The organism is Rhodococcus sp. KBS0724 (genome assembly GCF_005938745.2).
Classification (GTDB): domain Bacteria; phylum Actinomycetota; class Actinomycetes; order Mycobacteriales; family Mycobacteriaceae; genus Rhodococcus_F.
In genome coordinates this window covers 1,313,804-1,335,494 of record NZ_VCBX02000001.1, presented here as the reverse complement: position 1 = coordinate 1,335,494, position 21,691 = coordinate 1,313,804, and the positions used below count along the sequence as shown (strand labels likewise).

The window sequence follows — 21,691 nt, the reverse complement described above, 5'->3', positions numbered from 1 at the left end:
CCGGCGTACGAAGGCCGGTCGCATAAGGGAGAGTAGGGCACAGGGGTACGGGTAGCGTTAATTTTGTGAACGAGACTCCCAACACAACAACCGTTATCGACCGATTGTCCGCACCCGCGCCGGCTCTCGTCGTCGGCACGCTCGCGTGGGTGATCGCCACCGCCGTTGTCCTTCTCAGTGGCGATCGATGGTCGGGGGCACTGCCCATCTGTTACGCCGGGATCGGCGTCGGATTCCTCGGCTACAGCCTGTTCTGGCTCCAGCGCCGCGCTGCCCGCAGAGGTAGTCGAGGTGCACAACAGGGTGACGGCTTGCTCTGAGAAGAGATCAGGCCGGCTGTCGTTCGCGGCGGCGCTGTCTCAGGCGCGAGGTCCCCAGGATCCACACACCTGCCCAGATGACACCGAACGCCCACCCCGCCAGAACGTCGGTCATCCAATGCGCCGCCAGATAGACACGGGAAAACCCGACAGCGACGGTGTACAGGGCAAGCGCAGCGAGCACGGTGACCCGAACGAGCCGAGGCAACGCCAACCGAACGATCACAGCAGCCACCACCGTTGCAAGAATCGCCGTCATCATCGCGTGCCCGGAGGGGAACGAGTACGAGTCGATCTCGATCAGGCGCTCGGGAACCGGCGGGCGGGTTCGCGTGAAAACACGCTTCAACCCACTCATCACCAGCAGTCCGGTGAGCATGGAGCCCGCCACCAGGAGCGCGTCGATGCGCCGTCCGCGCATCAACAAGGTAATCGTCAGGACCGTCGAGATGATCCAGGCGGCCAACGTTCCGCCGCTGTCGGTGATGACGTCCACCACATCGACCAGCCACTGCGTCCGTTGGTCGACGGCACTCTCGAGCACCCACTGATCGAACGACACAACTTTCCTCCCCCTACTGAACTGCCCACACGCGCATCACATGATGGACACCGTCACCGTCCACCCACCACGGCACGATCACCGTGGCCTCCACTGCGCCGGTCAAGCGGACGGACAGTTCGTGATGAATCACTACCTCGCCGCCTGGCACCTCGCGGCCCAGTGCCGCAAACATCAGGACCGCGTGCGGCTGCGCCGCCCACGAACTTCGCACGCCGGTGCTGGCGACCGAGCCGCTGACAACCGACGATGCCGTCGCGACATCGAGCAAATCCGCCAACGCTTCAGCGGTCTCGAAGCTACCCAGAACAATTCGGTGTGTCGGCAGCGCCGGACCGAGCCACGGACGATCGAGAACCACTGCGTCACCGGGGTCCACGAGCTCACCGGACAGCCCGCGAACGAAGCTCGGCAAGCTCAAATCGTCCAGATCGAGAACCCGCCGCCGGGAAGCATCGGCCAGCAGATGGTGTGTTCGGGCAATGACGGCCGGTGCGGGCATGCGCAATGGATCGGCGAGCCGATCGAGCAGCAGCTGAGCCAGTTCCGGATCGTCGACGGTATCGGACGCCAACACACCACTCAGATGCGCAGCTCCGGGGTGGTCGGCAACATCGAGAAGATCCTCGAACGTGTGATCGTGTGGTGCCCGCAGCAAACCCAGTATCTCGCCGCCTAATTCGGCGTGCGAGCGCAGCCACCACGCCGTGTATCCGCGACGGTCTTCGAGCAGGGCGCGCGTTGCGGGCGACTCCAGCAACAGGGTCAGCGCATCTGCCCATCGGTTCTCGTCGACCAGGTCGAGGTCACGAACCGCCTCGATGTACTCGGGGTCCTCCCCCAACGTGTCCCACCACTGGTCCTCGGAATCGAGGTCGTGATCGGGACCGGACGGCAACTCCTCGCGAAAGACGGTAAATCCCCAGCCGACACCGACGACGCGTAGAGCCTGCTCCCCCACCTGTTCGACGAAGCTCGACTGCACTGTGCCAAAAGGTGAGTCGTCGACCAGAACAGTGGCCAGCGGTGCGCCGGGCAGGAGCAACTGGTCGGCGGAACACAGCTCGCCGTCCGAATCCGGCAACAGCACCTCGCCGATCCAGGACGGCGCGGCACCGGGCGCGACATGGACGGCCAGAGCAAGAACCGTCGACGCCAAATCCGTTGCGACGGAATCATCCTGGTCGGCAGCATCCTCGATCAAGGCTCGCAGTGCCGGGTCGGACAGCAGATCCGTAGCCGTGGCACTCGTTGCACCCAAACGCGACAGGAGGGGGTGCGACGCCTGCGGGTGCACGAGCCGGGTCCAGGGCACCGGCGGCACCGAATCGCCCAGTTCGGTACCGAGAACTACCGTTCGCGGGCCGGTGACAATCCGCCCGTCCGACAGCGGAACTGGCAGCGTACCAAGCTCTTCCACTGCGAGAGCGTCGACGACCAACGGCTCGAGCGCCGCGTACAGCTTGTGCCACCACAACGGCTCCTGATCGAGCCCGCTGAGCAATTCGGCAATGCGCGCCAACCCGATCCGGTGTGTCGACACCGCCGCCAAAGCCCGCTCATGGCGAGGTCCGGACAGCTCGGGAACAACCAATCCCCCGATGACGTCCGTGAGCAGTTCCGCCAAGTCGTCGGTGAGCCCCGGAACAACCGATGCCCGCTGCGGCGCCCGGTCAGGTTCCCCCACAACCGGAAGCCACGTATTTTCCTGCAGTTCCTTCAGAAGCGCTTCCCGCAGAATCGAATCCACTTCGCTACGCGCAAAAGCCGGAACGGGCACGAGCGCTGTGCGCTGATCGGCGGGCAACGCACCGACAAAATCCGCATAGCCTTCTGCCAGCGCGGCAATCGACGCGCCGGGCAGTATCCGTCGCCGATCCGGTTGCATCGCAATGTCTGCGACTACCAGCGCCGGGACGGACAATTCCTCGTCGGATCGCGTCGGTGCCCGCAGTACGTCTTCGGTGATCGGTGTGACCACTCCGTTTGTCACCGGAACAATCCAGCGGGCTCTGGCGCCCTGATACTGCCACCACACCGACTCGCCGATCGAGATTTCGGTCAGCCCGGATTCCAGTAGACGTTCGGTTCGCTCAAAGCTTTTGTTGCCCAGCCGAATAGAACTCAGTCCAGGTAGTTCGAGCAGCAGATCCACGGCTTCACGTGCCATCCGCGACAGGAGCGCGGCGCCGTCGATATCGTCGCGGAGCGTGAGCACCACCTCGGAATCGGCGCCGCCGCCCGGCGGCACTTCCGACGGCCACACCAGGCGAAGGACCGGCACTCCCGAATCGGGAACCTTCAGGCCGGCCTTCTCGATCTCGGCACGAGTTTCCTTGGCGGAGAACCGAATCGAACCCGTCGTCGACCGCAGTTCGAGCTCGTCACTGACCGAACGGACGGCGGAGAAACCCACGCCGTAGCGCCCGACAACTCCGTCCGCGGAATCGATCTTGCCTGAAGCGCGAAGAGCGGTCAGGGCATGAACACCGTCCTCGTCGAGCGGCCTGCCGGTATTGGCGACGGTCAGCACCGAACCGTCGAGATCAACCCACAAAGAACCGGGCACACCGGCCCGCAGCGCGGCGTCGGCAGCGTTCTGCGCCAGTTCTGTGAGCAACCTGTCGCGGTAACCCGCTGCAGCCAAATCCGATTCGGAGGCGGCGTCCTCGCGCAGACGTGTCGGCGATTCCGCCCACGCGCGCAGCGTGGCTTCGCGGAGCGCGCCGGTCCCGAACGGATCCCCTACTCGGTGGATACCGAGTCCGAATCTTCAGTGCCCACGCCGGGCGCTACCGAGGTGGTCGACATCTCGACGGCTCCGTCGTCGTAGGCGTCGAACGCCGGAGAACCCGCGCCGAGCGGAAGGCTGGTGTCGGAATGCGCGCCACAGCCGTAACTCGCGTGCACGACCCGGCCGTCAGCGGACAGTTCGTTGCCGCACACGCCGAAAGCTGCGTGCAACGAACCGGCCAGCGGAAGATAGAAACCGCACAGCCCACAGGTCGACGGCGCGGCCTTCGCCATGTCGGAGTCGGGTCCGAACTCTCCCTCGAACCATCGCGTAGCCGCGTCGAGCCGGCCCTCGAGGCTCATGACCTTCTTGCGTCCTAAACCCAGTTCCAAGGCGACGTCGTCGACCTCCGGGTCGCCGTTGGCAACGTAGCCGGGAACCAGACGCGGATCCTGCGCCGGCGGAGCCAGCAGGTCGCCTGGCGACAGGTCTCCGGGACGAATCCGCTGATCCCATGGAAGCCACTCGGGCGCAACCAGCGCGTCCGGGCCGGGCAGCAACGCCAGCTCACTGATCGTGGCCCGGGTATCTTCTGGACCTGCGGCGACAACGACTGCCCACTGCCAACCGCGGTAGCCGGGAAGGTCTGCTGCAAAACGATGGGTAGCGGCGAATTCATCCTCCGACGTGACGCCGAGGTATGCACCGACTCCGCCTTCGCGCAGCTCGACTACCGCTGCTCGGGCAAGATCGACGGCATCGGCCAGTACGGGGCGCGGCACTGCACGCTCAGGAGAAGTAGCAACACTCACTCCTCCAGTTTGCCGCACCACCACAAGTACGCAACGCACAGGGCTGCGATGCTGGACGGATGAGTAGGTCACGCGCCGGTTTCGTCAGCATCGCCTCGACGCTCACAGTGATCGTGTTGGGCGTTGCCGGGTGCTCGACAACGGATGAGGGAACAGCCGATCCGAGTGCCGACAACTCCCCGCGGCAGCTCTCCGTCGAGGTGATCGAGGTCTACGACCACGACGGCGGGGCTTTCACCCAGGGGCTCGAGATCGACGGCGATCGCTTGTACGAAAGCACCGGGCGTGTCGGCGAATCCTGGGTGCGCTCGACGCAGTTCGACGGCGTCCCGGTCTCCGGACCCGAGATAGCCCGCGCCGAGTTGGCACCTCCACTGTTCGGTGAGGGCATCACCGTCATCGATGACGTGCTGTGGCAACTGACGTGGAAGAACGGCGTCGCGATTGCCCGCGACAAAGACACGCTCACCGAGCAAGGCCGGTTTCCGCTCACCACCGAGGGCTGGGGAATCTGTGCACTCGAGAATCGCTTGGTCACCAGCGACGGCACGTCGACGCTGATGTTCCGCGATCCGGACACCTTTGCAGTCACCGATTCGGTGGAAGTCACTCGCGGCGGCCAACCAGTCGGAGATCTGAACGAACTGGAATGCGCCGACGACGGAACCATCTACGCCAACGTCTGGCAGACCGACACCATCGTGGCGGTCGACCCAGCCGACGGGCACGTGAGCAGCGTGATCGATGCGTCGCTGCTGCGCAGCCGACTCGATACCGACGGGGCTGCCAACTCGGTCGACGTCCTCAACGGAATCGCCCAGATACCCGGAACGGACCGATTTCTCCTCACCGGAAAATACTGGCCGCAGATCTTCGAAGTCCGATTTGTGGAGTGATTTGGAAATGTCGCCTCGACACGTCAGGGGTGCGCGTGGTCGCAGATCGCGGACTAGGACAGAATTGAGTGGTGACCGGACCGCGCGAGCCCTACGACCCCGATACTCGGCGAATTCCCGACGAATCCGCAGGGCAGACTTTGCATCCCGGTTACGACAATTACCCACCGGCAGCGCGGCCGTCAGCGCGTCGTGCGCCGCTGCCGCCGCTTCATCCGATCCCCGGATCCCGTGACGACACCGGCGATGCCGGTCAGAACGCCGATGGCGGCCATCACGCTGATGCGAGGAACTCGGGCTCGAAAAGCAGTTCCGACGCGCCCAAAGCCCCGCCGATGCCCCGCAAGCTCACGGTTACGCGAGTCGCCGCGATGCGCAGTCGCGAACTGACGAACAAGGGCATCGCGACGTTCCAGCGCGCGGCTAAAGCCGATGGCGCGGACAAATCCGGTCTCACCGCGTTGACCTACGCGGTGATGACCAACAACGCGACCGACGCGGCTCTTGCGGTTGCCTTGGCCAATACCCTGTTCTTTTCAGCTGCCACGGGCGAGGACAAAACGAAGGTCGCGCTGTATCTCCTGATCACCATCGCTCCGTTTGCGGTCATCGCTCCGCTCATCGGACCGATGCTCGACCGGTTGCAACGTGGCCGCCGAATCGCGCTGGCCGCGTCGTTCGGACTTCGAACCGTGCTGGCGCTGATCCTGGTGTTCAACTTCGACAGTTGGATTCTGTATCCGGCGGCGCTCGGCATGATGGTGCTCAGTAAATCGTTCTCGGTACTCAAGAGCGCGGTGACTCCACGTGTGCTTCCACCGGAAATAGACCTGGTCAGGGTCAATTCTCGGCTCACCGTCTTCGGGTTGATCGGTGGAACCATCGGTGCCGGCGCTGTGGCCGGCGCACTTGCACTCGCTTTCAAATCGCCGGGTGCCCTCTGGTTCGCGGTGGTGGTGACTGTGTTCGGCGCGTACCTGAGCATGCGTATCCCGTCGTGGGTCGAGGTGACCGAAGGCGAGGTTCCCGCCACCATCACCTATCACCCGGACGAGAAACACGCGGCGGGTGGCGGGCGCGCTCCCGGAATCAAGAGTGCAAAGGTCCGTCAGCCGCTCGGACGCGCGGTCATCATCGGTTTGTGGGGCAACGGCACCATTCGCGTTCTCACCGGCTTCCTCACGCTGTACATAGCGTTTGTCGCCAAATCCAAAACGGACCACGAGCCGTTGCAGCAGGCGATGATGCTCGGACTGGTGGGCGCCGCGGCCGGGTTGGGCAACTTCGGCGGCAATGCTGCAGGCGCGCGACTCAAACTGGGGCGACCGGCTCTCGTCGTCCTTCGCTGTACAGCATCGGTGTGGATCATCGCGGTGATCGCGGCCCTGACCGACAACTTGATGACGGCTGCGCTGGCCACGCTGATCGCGTCCGCGGCGAGCGCCTTGGCCAAGGTCTCCCTGGACGCGTCGTTGCAGCACGACTTACCGGAGGAATCGATCGCGTCCGGTTTCGGTAGATCCGAAACCGTCCTCCAGCTCAGTTGGGTCCTGGGCGGGGCGTTGGGCGTTCTGCTGCCTACTGAATACTGGATCGGGTTCACTGTTGTCTCGGTGTTCTTGACGATCGGTCTCCTGCAGACGTTCCTGAGTTACCGGGGCAGCTCACTTCTGCCCGGGCTCGGTGGCAAGCGGCCTGATCTGGCCGAGCAAGAAGTGACCGAAGTGATCTACACCGGCAAATCCGATCGAGGACAAGGAAGTACTCCGCAGTGATCATGCGCGCAAGAACAAAGAAGATCGTGGCAGCGGTCAGTGTCCTGATGGTGGTGGCGCTGGTTGCCTACGTCTCGGTTCTGGTCGTGATCATCAAGAACATCAACGACGAGCCCGAAGGGCTCCCGCAGATCACCGCGTACGCACACGGTCGCACCATCGAGACTCAGCCTGCCGGGTTCTGCACGATCGACCTCTCACAGTGCGCGCAGATCGGTGACGTGTACGAGCTGGACGTGCCAGAGGGGTACCCGTTGCAGTTGTCGTTGTCGAAGGACGTCTCGGACGCCGAGTGGGCAATGCTGGCAGTCTACGAAGACGCTGACGGCAATCAGACCGGCGAACCTCGCTTCTTCGGCGCCGGCGAATCGATGGCAGTCACCGTCGAAGCCGAACCGCAGAAGCAACTCGTGGGCGTCGAGATCCACCTTGCTGTCGGTGAAGGCAGCGAGCAGGGGCTACTGATCTGGTCGATCAAGACAGCCTGACCACTGACAGAAAAAAATGCCCTGCACGTCTCATCGGAGTGCAGGGCATTTTCTTTCTCGAACGGTCAGCTGTCGAGCTCGCGTGCCACGGCGCGGACAACCTCGGAGATCCGCTGCGCGGTCTTCCGGTCGGGGTACTTGCCGTTGCGCAGGTCAGGCTGAACCTTGGCCTCGAGCAGCGTGATCATGTCTTCGACCATGCCGTGCAGTTCGTCCGGTGTGTGCTTGCGTACAACCGGCTCACGTCGCTGCGCAGATGCGCCGCGCAGTGACGGGGCAGGCTCGAGCACCTTCAGGCTCAGTGCCTGCGGACCGCGTCGGCCGGCAGCCATGCCGAATTCGACTTTCTGACCTGCTTTCAGGCCCTCGACACCTTCGGGAAGGGCAGACGCACGTACGTAGACGTCCTCCCCTTCCTCCTGCGACAGAAAGCCGAAACCCTTTTCGACGTCGTACCACTTCACCTTGCCGGTAGGCACCGCGTTCACCCGCTCATCACTCGTCTGGGACGTGCGTCCCACTACTTTCGGAAGGCTCGCGTACGAGCCTCAATGGTCCTGCTCACATCACTTCGGACGAAGAAAATGCCTTCGGTCGAAGAATGCAAAAGAACGCGCCCCGAGCTTGCTTGACGGGACGCGCAGTCGGTTCACAGTCTACCTGTGACGAACCGGTCTCGGCACACGCATTTGCTGGGCACTACCCTTGTAGGTGTGGACACTCAACCGAACCCGAGCACTTCCGACACCCGAAACGGCTTGTTTCGAGTCGCGATGGGGTTGTTTTTCATCGGACTCCTCGCGCTCGTCGCCATCTTCGCGATCAATATCTTCAGCGACACGCCGCCAGGATTGGCGCTGTACCTGATCTCCCTGGCGTGTCCGGTCGGTTTTCTCCTGGCCATCGTCTACACCTTGAGGGCGGGTCGTCGCGCCCGCTGATCTCCCATCACCCCCACCGAAAGGTCACCGACCATGAGACTTCTCCTGAACGTAATCTGGCTGGTCTTCGGTGGATTCTGGTTGGCCTTGGGTTACTTCGCGGCAGGCATCATCTGCTGCATTCTGATCATCACGATCCCCTTCGGTATCGCCGCCTTCCGAATCGGTATCTATGCCCTCTGGCCGTTCGGTAAGACCGTCGTCGACAAGCCGACGGCCGGCGTCGGTTCGATGATCGGCAACGTCATCTGGGTGATCATCGCCGGTATCTGGCTGGCGATCGGGCACATTGTCACGGCGGTGGCGATGGCCATCACGATCATCGGAATCCCCTTGGCCGTCGCGAACCTGAAGATGATTCCGATCTCACTGATGCCTTTGGGCAAGGAGATCGTCGACGTCAACCGCGTGAACTACGCCTAGCTTCCAATTCCCCCGCCGATAACGGTGTGACCTTCATCACATTACAGGTGGATAACGGAATAGCCACAAGAGAACCTTCACTGCGGAATCCTTCACTACCTGGGAAGAGTCAGCTGCGCTTTGGCTGCCGGTTTGTATCCCATTCGGCGCGCCGCGTTATCAAATGGTGACATGAGCGGTGAGAGCCGTTACCGTGAATTCCGGCCGGGAAACTCCGGCCACCTCCGGCCCGCCGCGCCAAACCTTGTCCCGCGGGTACCGGAACTTCCCACTTTCGAGCATTCCAGGGACAAGGACGGGGGACCCACAGTCCTCTGTGAGAGCAGAAATGTTCTCCACCTGACACCGGTTCGACAAGCAACACATTCGAACCTTGGGGTGAAGCCAGACCCTTTCCAGCCAGGAAAGGCGAGGCCGGGCAACCTCTCAGCCCGAACCCGACAGCTGACCTCGCAGGCGCGTGTGGAGAGGAATTCACGATCATGAGCGGACGCCATCGCAAGCCCACCACCGCAGGCCGCACTGTTGCCAAGGTCGCCGTCACCGGCGCCATCATGGGTGTAGCAGGACTCGCAGCCACAGGTACCGCCAGCGCTGCCCCCGATTCCGACTGGGATCGCCTCGCACAGTGCGAAGCGGGCGGCAACTGGGCCATCAACACCGGCAACGGCTACCAGGGCGGATTGCAGTTCTCCCCCAGCACCTGGAACGCACACGGCGGCGGCGAGTACGCAGCCACCGCGAACAACGCGACTCGCGAGCAGCAGATCGTTGTTGCCGAGCGCGTACTGGCCAACCAGGGATGGGGCGCTTGGCCGTCCTGCTCCTCGAGCCTCGGCCTGAGCAGCGGTGCAACGCAGCGTTCCGCTCCGGCCACCACACCGGCCGCACCCGCCGCACCGGCACAGCAGGTCGCTCAGACCGTCGCACACCCGGTCGCCGACGCCATCGATCAGGCCATCGCATTTGCCGAGGCCAACGGCATCGTCGTCGATCCCCAGATCCTCGCAGCAGCAGACACCGCGAAGTCCTTCCTCAAGTAGGACTGCGAACTGCGCGTTCCGCTCGAACGCCCCCAGCTACGAAGAAGGCCCGCACCGATTCGGTGCGGGCCTTCTTCGTAGTGGTTTAGCGGTTGATGACGGTGTACGGGTGGATGTACGGAAGTGACTCCACCGGTAACGGGAAGGTGGTGTCCTCGCCGAACGGTGAAAGTCCACCGGAGCGGGTCGATGACAATTCGGTCACTGCGTGATCTCCGTCTGCAGTTTCCGGCCATCCTGGATCTACATAGTGCTGCTTCGAATTGTTGGCCACGAAGCCATTTTGACAGGACTCCGTTACGCCGTACATACCAGGTCTCTAATCTGATACCTGATGACCGAAATACGTGGCACCCAGGCGGGCACTTCCGGCGCCGACAGTTTGACCGAATGGCTGTCGGCGCGCACTGACGCCGAGTTGACGGAACTGCTGCGTCTGCGGCCGGATCTGGCAGTGCCACCGCCGAGCACGATGGTGGTGCTCGGCGGGCGCGCGCAGCAACGCGCGTCGGTCAGTCGAGCAGCCGACGAGCTGGACACACTGGACTTCGGACTTCTCGAACTCCTGGCGCTCGCCGGAGCCGAGGAAACCCCCATGACGCGCGCGGAGTTGAACGACGCGCTCGCTGCACGCGCCCTCACGGGCAAGGGCAAGGTCACCAAGAAGGCAGTCGACTCGTCGCTTGCGAAGATGCGGGCGTACGCGCTCATCTGGGGCACGGATCCGATCAGCATCATTCCAGCTGCCATCGACACCATTCCGTGGCGACTGGGCCGCGCTCTCGAACCCGCCGAGTCCATGTCGGAAGCGGAGATCACCGCGGCGCTCAATTCGCTCGGCGAACGCGAACGTGGTCTGCTCGAGACCCTGGCCAACTCGAGCCCCATCGGCCGAACCCGCGACGCGGCTCCTGAAACGCCCGCAGATCGTCCTGTGCAGAAACTCCTGGCGGCCGGTCTACTCCGGTGGCTGGACGAGCAGACCGTGGAGTTGCCGGCGACGGTACGACAGGTCATTCGCGGCGAACCGGTCTTCGATCCGACAACACTCACCGCGCCGGTGATCACCGGCGACAAACTCAAACCTGCCGACGTGAATGCGGCAGCTGCGGGTGAAGCCCTCGAGTTGGTTCGCCAGAGCGAAAACGTGATTGCCGTTCTGGGGGCCGCACCGGCCCCGGCACTGCGAGCCGGTGGACTCGGTGTGCGTGAACTGCGGCGTATCGCGAAGGCCGCGGATCTCGACGAGAACCGGCTCAATCTTGTGGTCGAACTCCTCGCCGCCGCCGGGCTGATTGCCAGTGGCACCCCGGACCCCGCGCCTGCGTCCGACACGGCGGACGACTACTGGACTCCGACGATGACGGTCGACGGTTGGCTCAATTCGACGACGGCCCGGAAGTGGGAGGTCTTGGCGTCGGCGTGGATCGATGTCCCCCGAGTCCCCTGGATGATCGGGATGCGCGATCCGTCCGACAAGCCGATCGCTGCGCTGGCGGAGGAAGGGCGTGCGCCGTCTGCACCGCGAGACCGGGCGTCGATTCTCGGACTCTTGGCCGAACTCGACAGTGGACAGAGCGCCTCGCCTGCCGAGGTCAGCCGTCTACTCGCGTGGCGTCATCCCCGGCGGAGCGGGCGGCTACGGACGTTTGCAGTCGAGAACACACTGGCGGAGGCGTCGGCTCTCGGGTTGGTCGCGCGGGGCGCGCTGAGTTCACCGGGCCGGGCGATGCTGCACGGCGGCGACGCCGAAGCCGAAATGGCGGCGGCGCTGCCGAAACCGATCGACTACATCCTGGTGCAGGCCGACTTGACGTTGGTCGCTCCCGGTCCGCTGGTACCGGACCTGCTCGAGCAGGTGACCTTGGTGGCCGATATCGAATCGGCCGGTGCGGCGTCCATGTACCGCATCAGTGAGAACAGTATCCGCCGGGCGCTCGACGCCGGGTTGACTGCGACGGAACTACAGACCATGTTCAGTTCGAAGTCCAAAACTCCGGTACCGCAATCACTTTCGTATCTCATCGACGATGTCGCTCGCAGGCACGGCCGGTTGCGGGCGGGCGTGGCGGCGTCATTCATCCGATGTGAGGACGCCTCTCTCCTGGCCGAGGTTCTTGCCTCCCCCGTCGCGGAGCCATTGGCTTTGCGTGCCCTCGCTCCCACAGTGGCCGTGTCCCAGGCACCGCTGCGGGAAGTTCTGGCCGAACTTCGCGCGGCCGGCTTTGCGCCGGCGGGCGAGGATTCGTCAGGAGCCCTCGTCGATCTGCGTCCACGCGGTGCTCGAATCCCGAATCGTCGCTTGCGCCATGCCACTCGAACGCCGTCGAGTCCGTCGCCCGAACAGCTCGAAGCACTGGTGCGCACGATGCGAGCAGGCGACCGTGCTGCAACACCCGGCCGAGGCGGGGTTCGCGCGGACGGATCGCGGGAAAGCAATGCCGCCGCCATCGCACTGCTGTCGTCGGCAGCGCGTGAGGGAAAGAGCGTCAACATCGGCTACGTCGACGCTCAGGGGGTGGCCACGCATCGCATCGTCGACCCCGTCAGCGTGGGCGGTGGACAGTTGGACGCATTCGATCCGGCGAGCGGCGCCGTGCGCCGGTTCACCCTGCATCGCATTACCTCCGTCAGCCCTGTCGACTCCGGAAAAAAGTGATCGGAAAAAGCAAACTGGCTTTTTTCTGTAAATGAAGTATGGTCGAGGTCAGTTTGTGATTGCCACTTCGAAAAATGAGGAGCGACAATGGCTGACAAGGCGCCGGGTAAGAATATGAAGAAACCCGCTCAGTCGATCAAGGAACGCCGCGCAGAAAAGCGCGAAAAAGCAGCGGATTCTTCGGAATTGATCCGCAAGAGAAAGCGGAGCTGACGGAAAATACTTTCGTATTTCTCGCGAGAAGTATTCATCATGCAGTCCGAGACCGACGTACTCGACTACCTTCACGAGACGTTTGACCAGTTCAGATCCAGTAGCCGAGGCACAGATCCCCGGTCCCGCGGATACGTTGCCGGGATGACACTGGCCACGGTCTACGTCCTCGACGAACACGCTCGTCGACCCGGAATTTTGTTATCGGGTCGTTCGTAGACAAAGGACCCACCGTGAAAAGAACAATCCATGCTCTCGATCGCATACAAACTCGACTCGAATCCGAACTTGATTCAACTCCCGGGGACAGCGAAAAGAATATCGGTTATCGCTCCGGAATTTCGGAAGCGATAACCCACGTGATGGAAATGCGAAAGTCGGCAGTGGCGCAGAAATAAACAGTTTCCACGTCTCCGAAATACGGGGGTCAGGAATAGCCGTCAAACGTGCCACGTTGACGTAGGGGTGCCCAACTCTGGGCACCCCTGTTTGCGTTGTGTATTGCCCGTCACTTGGCGTATGCGCTCCGATACCAGGACAATGGCAGGGTTGGCGTCAGCCGACAACGCGGCGCAACGCTCTGTGGCTGCCTCGTTTGTTTCACTAGGAGGATTCCGTGACCGACGGACCGTTGATCGTCCAATCCGACAAGACGCTGCTGTTGGAGGTCGACCACGAGCGCGCCGGCGAGGCCAGGCAGGCAATCGCCCCCTTCGCCGAGCTCGAACGGGCCCCGGAGCACGTCCACACCTATCGCATCACTCCCCTGGCCCTGTGGAATGCGCGCGCAGCCGGGCATGACGCCGAGCAGGTTGTCGACGCCTTGGTCTCGTTCTCACGGTTCGCCGTGCCGCAGCCTCTCCTGGTCGACATCGTCGACACGATGGCCAGGTACGGACGCTTGCAGTTGGTCAAGAGCCCCGTACACGGCCTCATCCTGGTCAGCCTCGACCGGGCAGTCCTCACCGAGGTGATGCGACACAAGAAGATCTCGCCGATGCTCGGTGAGAAGGTCGACGACGACACCGTGATCGTGCATCCGAGTGAGCGCGGCCGCCTCAAGCAGATGCTGCTCAAAGTGGGCTGGCCGGCCGAGGACCTCGCCGGTTACGTGGACGGCGAAGCGCACCCCATCGATCTCGCCTTCGAGGAAGGTCACTGGGAACTGCGCGACTACCAGCAGATGGCGGCGGACTCGTTCTGGGCCGGCGGCTCAGGCGTCGTCGTACTGCCTTGTGGCGCCGGTAAGACAATGGTGGGCGCGGCAGCGATGGCAAAGGCCAAGGCCACCACACTCATTCTGGTCACCAACACCGTTGCCGGGCGGCAGTGGAAGCGTGAGCTCATCGCGCGCACGTCGTTGACCGAGGAAGAAATCGGCGAATACTCCGGTGAGCGCAAAGAGATTCGGCCCGTCACGATCGCGACGTACCAGGTGATCACGCGTCGTACGAAGGGTGAATACAAGCACCTCGAACTTTTCGACTCCCGCGACTGGGGACTGGTGATCTACGACGAGGTACACCTGCTCCCCGCGCCGGTCTTCCGGATGACTGCCGATCTGCAGTCACGCCGTCGTCTCGGCCTGACCGCGACGTTGGTTCGTGAGGACGGCCGCGAGGGTGACGTCTTCTCGTTGATCGGCCCCAAGCGTTACGACGCTCCGTGGAAGGACATCGAAGCGCAGGGTTGGATCGCGCCGGCCGATTGTGTCGAGGTACGAGTGACGATGACGGACGCCGAACGCATGTCGTATGCCGTCGCCGAGCCGGAGGAGCGCTACAAACTGTGTTCGACGGCGCACACCAAAATTGCTGTCGTGAAGTCGATTCTGGCCAAGCACCCGGATTCCCCGACTTTGGTGATCGGTGCGTATCTCGATCAGCTCGACGAACTCGGCGAGGCCCTGAACGCGCCGGTGATCAAGGGATCCACCAAGAACAAGGAACGCGAGATCCTGTTCGATCAGTTCCGTAACGGCGAGATCCAGACGCTGGTGGTGAGCAAGGTCGCAAACTTCTCGATCGACCTTCCGGAGGCGTCGGTCGCCGTGCAGGTTTCGGGAACGTTCGGGTCGAGGCAGGAAGAAGCTCAGCGACTCGGGCGACTGCTGCGACCCAAGCACGACGGCGGTCAGGCGCACTTCTACTCCGTGGTTTCCCGTGACACTCTCGATGCGGAGTATGCGGCGCACCGTCAACGGTTCCTCGCGGAACAGGGCTACGCCTACCGGATCACCGATGCGGACGACCTGTTGGGTCCAGCCATCGGCTGAACACATTTCTGTAACGAGTTTCACTAAATAGCTGGACGGACGTCCATCTCGCGGTAGCGTGCTCCCTGTCACACTTGTGCCTATCGGGGAGTCGCGCATGCTGCGCTCGGTTACACGTTCACGCGGTCGTCTGGGCGGAGTTATTGCGCTTCTGACGGCTTCGCTGCTGGCAGCAGTCGGAGTGGTCGCCACCACCGGCGTCAGTTCTGCGACTCCGGTAGCGGCCGGTACGACGGTCTTTCAGCTCGCGAACGGCTGCTACGCGCTACAGAGTGCCGGCGGCGCGTTCGTCAGCCGGGACGGCAGCGGATACCGCAGCGCCGGAACCACCGTCGACGACGCCGAATCGTTCAGGCTCCATGCAGCTCAACTCGGCCGGTTCATGTTCTACGGCACCGACGGATCGATGCTCGCCCATGACGACGCCAACGCCGTCATGGCGACAGCGACCGCAACCCCGGCGACGGACTGGACCGTGATGTCGAGCGGCGACACATTCGTTCTCACGGCCACCACGAACGGTCGAGCGTTGGTCAGCCAAAATTCCACGCTGTCGCTGGCCGACCCCGGTGCCGCGCCGGACGCCGCGTCGTTTGCCCTGATCCCCCGCACCGGATGTGCAGATTTCCCGGAAGCCGAGGTGAACGCCACGGGCGCGCCGACGGAGATCGGCCCGGGCGGCGAGGTCACCGGCTTCATCGACACGCACGTACACATGAATGCGTCCGAGTTCATGGGCGGAAATCTGCACTGCGGGAAGCCTTTTGATCCGCGAGGTGTGACTGCTGCGCTGGTCGACTGCCCGGACCATCAACCCAACGGCATGCCGGCGCTCCTCGAGAATGTTCTCTCCTTCGGCGATCCCTTTTCAACCCACGACACTGCGGGATGGCCTACTTTCCCCGATTGGCCGGCTCATGATTCCCTGACTCACGAGCAGACCTACTACACGTGGGTGGAACGTGCGTGGCGCGGCGGTTTGCGTATCTTCACCAACCTTCTTGTTGCCAATCGTGTTCTGTGCGAGCTGTATCCGAGCAAACGCAATCCGTGCAACGAAATGGAGACGATCCGGATCCAGGCCGAGCAGACCCGTGAGATCCAGGATTACGTCGACGCACAGTACGGGGGCCCTGGCCGTGGCTGGTTCCGGATCGTCAGCTCCCCGGCCGAAGCCAGGCAGGTAGCGGCTGACGGAAAACTGGCCGTCACGCTCGGTATCGAGGTGTCTGAACCCTTCGGATGCACTCTCCGAAACAACGTCCCGCAGTGCACTACCGAAGACATCGACCGCGGTCTGGACGAACTCTACGATCTGGGTGTCCGGCAGATGATCGTGACCCACAAATTCGACAATGCCCTGGGCGGAACGCGTTTCGACGGTGGCATCACCGGGGTGGCCGTCGACATCGGCAACTACCTGGGCACTGGGGAGTTCTGGCAGTCCGAGCCGTGCACCGGCGTCGCCGAGGACAACGTGCTGCCCACCAAGATCGACGGCGCCCAAAATCTACTCGCAGTACTTCCACCCGGAGTGACGCTTCCGGTGTACCCGGCCGGCGCGCAATGTAATTCACGCGGGCTGAGTGCTCTCGGCGAACACACCATCCGCGGGTTGATGGATCGCGGCATGATCATCGACATCGACCACATGAGCGTCAAGACAGCGGAATCGACACTCGATATTCTCGAATCCGCCCACTACTCCGGTGTTGTGTCGAGCCACAGTTGGAGCGACCCCAGCCTCTACCGGCGGATCTACGCCCTCGGTGGTTTTGTCGCGCTGTACGCAGGCAAACTCGATTCTTCCGACGGCAAGCACGGCGAGACCGGTTTCATCGACCAGTGGCGCGAAGCCCGGGAGATGCGAAGCGAAAACTACTACTTCGGATTCGGCTACGGCGCAGACACCAACGGGTTCGGCCCGCAGGCAGCTCCGCGCAGTGATGCCGACGTCAATCCATTGCAGTACCCGTACACCGCCTTCGACGGCACCGTCATGGACAAGCAGCGCGCCGGCGATCGTGTCTTCGACGTCAACGTCGACGGTGTCGCGCAGTACGGATTGATCCCCGACTGGATTGCGGACATGCGTATTGCAGCAGGACCGGACGGCGATCAGATTATCGACGATATGAGCCGCGGCGCCGAGGCCTACCTGCAGATGTGGGAGCGCGCGCGGAAGTAGTTACCCTGGTGGAGTGGCTCCTGGAGTTTTCAGGGGCCCTCGACCGAGTACGCCCGCCCGCCACCTGCGAAGGAACACATCAGTGGCTGATTTCCAGTTCACCGTCGACAAGGCTCACGCAAAGTCCGTCAACGACACGTTGGCAGATGTTCGTCGTCTGCAGGTTTCTGCCGTGATCTTCGCACTCATACTCGCCGGGCTCACCGCGTGGCTCATCAGCATGGGCGCGGTGTGGTCCATCATCGTCGGCGCTGTTCTCGCCGTTGGTGCGATCAGCTCACTGGGCGTTGCCGTGTGGGCCCCACGCAAGGTGGGAAGCATCGAAAAGTTGTACAGCGACAACCCGTTGGTACCCGCGATCGTCTCCGAGATTCACCCCCGCGCCGCGACACTGACCGCGCTGATCGACATCGCGAAGCCGTCCGCACAAGGACCCCGATACGCACTGGTCAGCCGAAACGTCCGACTCAACCCGCATTGGAAGGTCGGCGATCGTGTTCCGTCGGTGGCCCTGCGGTCGGACCGCTCCACGCGAAGCAAGGACCATGACTGGCAGATGGTCAATCCGATGCCCATCGAATGGGGCACCAAGGACGCCCGAGTCCTTGCCCGCGCCAGCGCCGCGATCAGTGCAAGTGAGTGGAACTTCCTTCAGAGTCGCCTCGCTGATTCGAAGGAAGTTCGCACCCACCCGGAACGTCGCGTCATGATCGAGCCCGCTGACCTGCCCGACAACCTGCGCTAGCGCAACGCCGGCAACACCTCACGTTCGAACAACTCGATGCCCGAGGTGTCGTACGCCGCTTCGGGGAAGTAGAAAATCCCGTATTCGAGTCCCTGTGCCTTGAGTGCGGACAGGTTCTCGATGATCTGTTCCGGTGTTCCGACGGCGGGCATACCGCGGAACGCATCCAGCGCCGCTTCGGCAGCAGCTTCACCTACCAACGGTGTCAACCGGTCCTTCACCACCCGAAGCCGCTCGGCCACTTCGGCTTCCGTCGATCCGATGGCAACGTTGTAGTTGGCCGAGCGAACGATGGCGTCGAAGTCGGTACCCACGGTGTCGCAGTGCTTCTTCAAGATCTCGGACTTGCGCCCGAATCCTTCGGGTGTGCCGTCGAAGTTGGTGTACTGCGCGTATTTTGCCGCGATCTTCAGGGTCACCTTTTCGCCACCGCCCGCGATCCACAACGGGATTCCCTTGTCCTGAAGTGGAAGTGGCCGACAGATCGCGCCGTCAACCTGGTAGTACTTGCCGTCCAGCGTCGCGCTGCCCTTCGACCACGACTGCCGCATGATCTGGATTCCCTCGTCGAGACGGCCGAGTCGCTCACCGGCAGAGGGGAAACCGTAACCGTACGCGCGCCACTCCTGCTCGTACCAACCCGCGCCGATACCCATTTCGACGCGACCGCCACTGATCAGATCGGTGGTGGCGGCAATTTTTGCAAGGTATGCGGGGTTGCGGTAGCTGATGGCGGTACACATCTGTCCCAGCCGGATACTCGATGTCGACGCCGCAAGCGCCGACATGAGGGTCCACGCCTCGTGCGTTGCTTCCTCGGTCGGAGCGGGAACCGTATGAAAATGGTCGTACACCCACGCCGACTCCCACGGCCCCGCTTCAGCGCGCAATGTGAAGTCACGCATCACCTCCCACTGCTGTGCAGGGTCGATGCCAACCAGGTCCAGGCGCCAGCCTTGAGGAACAAACAGTCCGAATCGCATGCCGCGAGCCTACCCAGACCGTCCGCGTTCCGCCTCCGCCGCCACGAACGGCGAGTAGCGCGGAATATATCGGTGCATCACCGCCGCGCCGGCAAAGGACGTCGCTCCCAAGGCTGCAAAGGCCCAACCGAGGGGAACTGCGGCGGCAAGCACACCGATCGCAAGGGGTCCGCCGAACATCCCCGCATCATGGGTCAGGCGCCAGGCTGCAAGAAACTCGGCTCGCTCGGCCGGTGGAGCGATATCCGCACCGAGAGTCATGATCACCCCGTTGCCCAACCCGTTGCCGATGCCCATGACAACGGCCACCGCGGTCAATCCCAGTGCTCCGGTCGACAACGGCAGCAGCAGGTACGACACTCCGATCACAGTGAGCGACGGGACCGCCACCAGTCTTCGGCCGTAGCGGTCCATGATGTGCCCGGCCGGGTACGAACACAAGAGATCCACTGCCGCACCGACACCGAAGATCACGCTGACCTGGGCAGCGTCCAACCCGAGATGCAGAGCCCACAGTGGAAGCACCGCTTCCCTCGACGCCCGAGCGGCGCCCATCAGGAGAGATCCGATTCCGAGTGTCGACAACGGTGCACGATGCCGTCCCAGAATGTCGGTCAGCGTGACAAGTCGATGCTCCTCACGATTCTCGCCTCCGGTACGTGGTGGATCGGGAACGCGCGCCATCAGAGCACCGGCGAGTACAACTCCGACCAACTGCACCAGGAATCCGCCGCGGGTGCCCATCATCACAATCACCCCGGCGCCGATCAGTGGTCCGAGAAAGAATCCCAATCGCCACATCGCCGCGAAGGACGACATGGCCCGGGCCCTCAGGTGTAGCGGAACCGTCTCGGCGAGGTAGCTCTGCCGAGCCAGGCCCCACACCGCATTTGCCAATCCTGTCAGCAAGGCTCCGATTCCCAGTACCCCGGGAGTCGCGGCGAACAGGCAGATCACCACTCCGGTTGCACCGAGGGCACTTCCACCAATGATGGACCGACGTTCACCGAAGCGCGAGACGATTCGACCGGCCGGTAAATCACCGAGAACAGCGCCCAATCCGCCGAGTGCAACGATCAGTCCCGCAACGGTGATCGACGCCCCGAGGTCCCTGGCCGTCACAGCCATGATCGGTGCCGCCGCGCCCTGACCGATACCGAAAATCGCAGCCGGGACAAAAACCGTTGTGACCAAGGGCTTGAGCGCGCCTACTCCCGGCTGCGCTCGGGGAACAGTTTCCGTCACGCGCTCACTTCTGCCACCACGGCCGGGGAGCGCTTACCGACCGACTCCGCGAGGCCGTAGTGTCCACGCAACGTGGATTCGGTGTATTCCGTACGGAAAAGACCGCGGGACTGCAGAATCGGCACAACCTGATCGACAAAAATCTCGAGTCCACCCGGCAGGTACGGCGGCATGATGTTGAAGCCGTCGGCCGCCCCCTTCTCGAACCATTCGGTCAGCTCGTCGGCAACCTGCTCCGCTGTTCCGGCAAAGGTACGGTGTCCACGTCCACCGCCCAGTTTTCCGATCAACTCACGGACAGTGAGCTTTTCGGTCTCTGCCAAGTCCTTGACCAGTTGGTATCGACTTTTGTTGCCTTGAATGTGATCGAGATCGGGCAATGGGGGCAGAGGTGCGTCGAGCGAGTGCTCCGTGAGGTCGACGCCCACCATATTGGACAGTTGGCGCAGCGAGTACTCCGGCGAGATCAGGTCGGTGAACGACTGCTCGAGAGCTTTGGCTTCAGCTTCCGTGTCGGCGATGAATGGAACGATTCCCGGCAGCACCTTGAGATCGCCCGGACTGCGCCCGTACCTGATCAAACGGGATTTGAGGTCGGTGTAAAAGTCTTGGCCCTGTTCGAGTGTTCGTTGCGCGGTGAACACCGCTTCGGCGTACCGCGCCGCAAAATCCTTACCACTTTCGGAGGAACCCGCTTGCACCAGTAGTGGCCGGCCCTGCGGCGATCTCGGCGAATTGAGCGGACCGGCAACCGTGAATCGCGCACCGTCGTGGTCGATGCGGTGTACGCGATCCTGGTCGGCAAACACGCCGGACTCCTCGTCCAGCACAATTGCGCCTTCTTCCCAGCTGTCCCAGAGATCAAGTGTCACATCGACAAATTCCTCGGCACGCGCGTAGCGATCACTGTGCGCCGGGACTGCATCCAGTCCGAAATTCGCTGCTTCATCGGCGCCGGCCGACGTGACGATGTTCCACCCGCCGCGTCCACCACTGATGTGGTCGAGCGATGCGAACTTCCGGGCCAGGGTGTACGGATCGCCGTAGCTGGTCGAGGCGGTGGCGATCAGACCGACTTTGTCTGTCGCTGCTGCTATCGCCGACAGCAAGGTGACCGGCTCGAAAATTGCCTGGGTGTTGTGCTTGACGCGCGGACCGACAGCCAAACCGTCGGCGAAGAACACCGAGTCGAGCTTCCCACGTTCAGCAATGCGGCCCAGATTCTGGAAATGCTTGACGTCCAACAAGTTAGCCGCGTCGGTTCTCGGGTGGCGCCACGCTGCTTCGTGGTGGCCGACGCCCATGAGAAATGCGTTCAGGTGAAACTGCCGTTCGGACATGATGAAAGAACTTTCCTTCCGGTGGGTGACGAGTATCAGTTGGCGGGAC

General features: G+C 63.0%; 20 protein-coding genes and 1 riboswitch. Of the genes, 12 read left to right on the top strand and 8 right to left on the bottom strand.

Annotation, left to right across the window (positions count from 1 at the left end; all coding sequences use genetic code 11):
* Window positions 1–65 precede the first annotated feature (65 nt).
* A complete protein-coding gene (locus tag FFI94_RS06160; protein WP_138872211.1) occupies window positions 66–320 on the top strand; it encodes a DUF2530 domain-containing protein in 255 nt (84 codons plus the stop codon).
* 7 nt (window positions 321–327) lie between these two features.
* Here the strand turns inward: FFI94_RS06160 and FFI94_RS06155 are convergent, their stop codons facing one another.
* From FFI94_RS06155 to FFI94_RS06145, 3 genes are all read right to left on the bottom strand, one after another.
* Complete coding sequence (locus FFI94_RS06155) at window positions 328–882, bottom strand: phosphatase PAP2 family protein (RefSeq protein ID WP_138872210.1); 555 nt, start codon at window positions 880–882, stop codon at window positions 328–330.
* Between the two features lie 13 nt (window positions 883–895).
* Window positions 896–3,559, bottom strand: a complete 2,664-nt coding sequence (locus FFI94_RS06150) for a sacsin N-terminal ATP-binding-like domain-containing protein (protein WP_138872209.1) — start codon at window positions 3,557–3,559, stop codon at window positions 896–898.
* A 68-nt stretch (window positions 3,560–3,627) separates the two neighbouring features.
* Window positions 3,628–4,449 carry a DUF3027 domain-containing protein gene (locus FFI94_RS06145; RefSeq protein WP_260684460.1) on the bottom strand — a complete coding sequence of 274 codons (822 nt, stop codon included), beginning with the start codon at window positions 4,447–4,449 and terminating at the stop codon, window positions 3,628–3,630.
* Between the two features lie 38 nt (window positions 4,450–4,487).
* Here FFI94_RS06145 and FFI94_RS06140 point away from each other — a divergent pair, with 38 nt between their 5' ends.
* The 3 genes from FFI94_RS06140 to FFI94_RS06130 all read left to right on the top strand — a co-directional run bounded on the left by FFI94_RS06140 (window position 4,488) and on the right by FFI94_RS06130 (window position 7,587).
* Window positions 4,488–5,324 carry a glutaminyl-peptide cyclotransferase gene (locus FFI94_RS06140; RefSeq protein WP_138872208.1) on the top strand — a complete coding sequence of 279 codons (837 nt, stop codon included), beginning with the start codon at window positions 4,488–4,490 and terminating at the stop codon, window positions 5,322–5,324.
* Window positions 5,325–5,392: 68 nt separating this feature from the next.
* Window positions 5,393–7,099 (top strand): MFS transporter, encoded by a 1,707-nt coding sequence (locus FFI94_RS06135; protein WP_138872207.1) that lies wholly within the window; start codon window positions 5,393–5,395, stop codon window positions 7,097–7,099.
* A 2-nt stretch (window positions 7,100–7,101) separates the two neighbouring features.
* Entirely contained in the window at window positions 7,102–7,587 is a 486-nt protein-coding gene (locus tag FFI94_RS06130; RefSeq protein ID WP_260683878.1) for a DUF2771 domain-containing protein, read from the top strand.
* 65 nt (window positions 7,588–7,652) lie between these two features.
* Here the strand turns inward: FFI94_RS06130 and FFI94_RS06125 are convergent, their stop codons facing one another.
* Window positions 7,653–8,066 carry a cold-shock protein gene (locus tag FFI94_RS06125; protein ID WP_165826321.1) on the bottom strand — a complete coding sequence of 138 codons (414 nt, stop codon included), beginning with the start codon at window positions 8,064–8,066 and terminating at the stop codon, window positions 7,653–7,655.
* A gap of 234 nt (window positions 8,067–8,300) precedes the next feature.
* Here FFI94_RS06125 and FFI94_RS06120 point away from each other — a divergent pair, with 234 nt between their 5' ends.
* The 3 genes from FFI94_RS06120 (at window position 8,301) to FFI94_RS06110 (ending at window position 9,994) form a co-directional block, all read left to right on the top strand.
* A complete protein-coding gene (locus tag FFI94_RS06120; protein WP_138872205.1) occupies window positions 8,301–8,528 on the top strand; it encodes a hypothetical protein in 228 nt (75 codons plus the stop codon).
* Window positions 8,529–8,561: 33 nt separating this feature from the next.
* On the top strand, window positions 8,562–8,951 hold the full coding sequence (locus FFI94_RS06115) for a YccF domain-containing protein (RefSeq protein WP_138872204.1): 390 nt from the start codon (window positions 8,562–8,564) through the stop codon (window positions 8,949–8,951).
* A 256-nt stretch (window positions 8,952–9,207) separates the two neighbouring features.
* Window positions 9,208–9,426: riboswitch (cyclic di-AMP (ydaO/yuaA leader) on the top strand.
* Window positions 9,427–9,433: 7 nt separating this feature from the next.
* On the top strand, window positions 9,434–9,994 hold the full coding sequence (locus tag FFI94_RS06110; protein WP_138872203.1) for a transglycosylase family protein: 561 nt from the start codon (window positions 9,434–9,436) through the stop codon (window positions 9,992–9,994).
* 85 nt (window positions 9,995–10,079) lie between these two features.
* Here FFI94_RS06110 and FFI94_RS06105 read toward each other — a convergent pair whose 3' ends face one another.
* On the bottom strand, window positions 10,080–10,268 hold the full coding sequence (locus tag FFI94_RS06105) for a hypothetical protein (RefSeq protein WP_033234086.1): 189 nt from the start codon (window positions 10,266–10,268) through the stop codon (window positions 10,080–10,082).
* Between the two features lie 60 nt (window positions 10,269–10,328).
* Between FFI94_RS06105 and FFI94_RS06100 the strand changes: the two genes are divergently transcribed.
* The 5 genes from FFI94_RS06100 (at window position 10,329) to FFI94_RS06080 (ending at window position 18,074) form a co-directional block, all read left to right on the top strand.
* Complete coding sequence (locus FFI94_RS06100) at window positions 10,329–12,653, top strand: helicase-associated domain-containing protein (RefSeq protein WP_138872202.1); 2,325 nt, start codon at window positions 10,329–10,331, stop codon at window positions 12,651–12,653.
* Window positions 12,654–12,740: 87 nt separating this feature from the next.
* Window positions 12,741–12,866, top strand: coding sequence for a hypothetical protein (locus tag FFI94_RS34135; RefSeq protein ID WP_254922770.1), 126 nt, complete (start codon window positions 12,741–12,743; stop codon window positions 12,864–12,866).
* 616 nt (window positions 12,867–13,482) lie between these two features.
* The gene (locus FFI94_RS06090; RefSeq protein WP_138872200.1) at window positions 13,483–15,141 is read left to right on the top strand and encodes a DNA repair helicase XPB; all 1,659 of its coding nucleotides are present in this window, start codon (window positions 13,483–13,485) and stop codon (window positions 15,139–15,141) included.
* 100 nt (window positions 15,142–15,241) lie between these two features.
* Window positions 15,242–17,329, top strand: coding sequence for a membrane dipeptidase (locus FFI94_RS06085; protein ID WP_138873623.1), 2,088 nt, complete (start codon window positions 15,242–15,244; stop codon window positions 17,327–17,329).
* 82 nt (window positions 17,330–17,411) lie between these two features.
* Complete coding sequence (locus tag FFI94_RS06080) at window positions 17,412–18,074, top strand: DUF3239 domain-containing protein (RefSeq protein WP_138872199.1); 663 nt, start codon at window positions 17,412–17,414, stop codon at window positions 18,072–18,074.
* Here the strand turns inward: FFI94_RS06080 and FFI94_RS06075 are convergent.
* From FFI94_RS06075 to FFI94_RS06065, 3 genes are read right to left on the bottom strand one after another with little or no spacing between them, the layout of a single operon-like run.
* Window positions 18,071–19,057 (bottom strand): LLM class F420-dependent oxidoreductase, encoded by a 987-nt coding sequence (locus FFI94_RS06075; protein ID WP_138872198.1) that lies wholly within the window; start codon window positions 19,055–19,057, stop codon window positions 18,071–18,073. The genes FFI94_RS06080 and FFI94_RS06075 overlap by 4 nt on opposite strands.
* A 9-nt stretch (window positions 19,058–19,066) precedes the next feature.
* Window positions 19,067–20,302, bottom strand: coding sequence for an MFS transporter (locus FFI94_RS06070; RefSeq protein WP_138872197.1), 1,236 nt, complete (start codon window positions 20,300–20,302; stop codon window positions 19,067–19,069).
* Complete coding sequence (locus FFI94_RS06065; protein ID WP_138872196.1) at window positions 20,299–21,642, bottom strand: LLM class flavin-dependent oxidoreductase; 1,344 nt, start codon at window positions 21,640–21,642, stop codon at window positions 20,299–20,301. The genes FFI94_RS06070 and FFI94_RS06065 overlap by 4 nt, the downstream gene beginning before the upstream one ends.
* Between the last annotated feature and the right edge of the window lie 49 nt (window positions 21,643–21,691).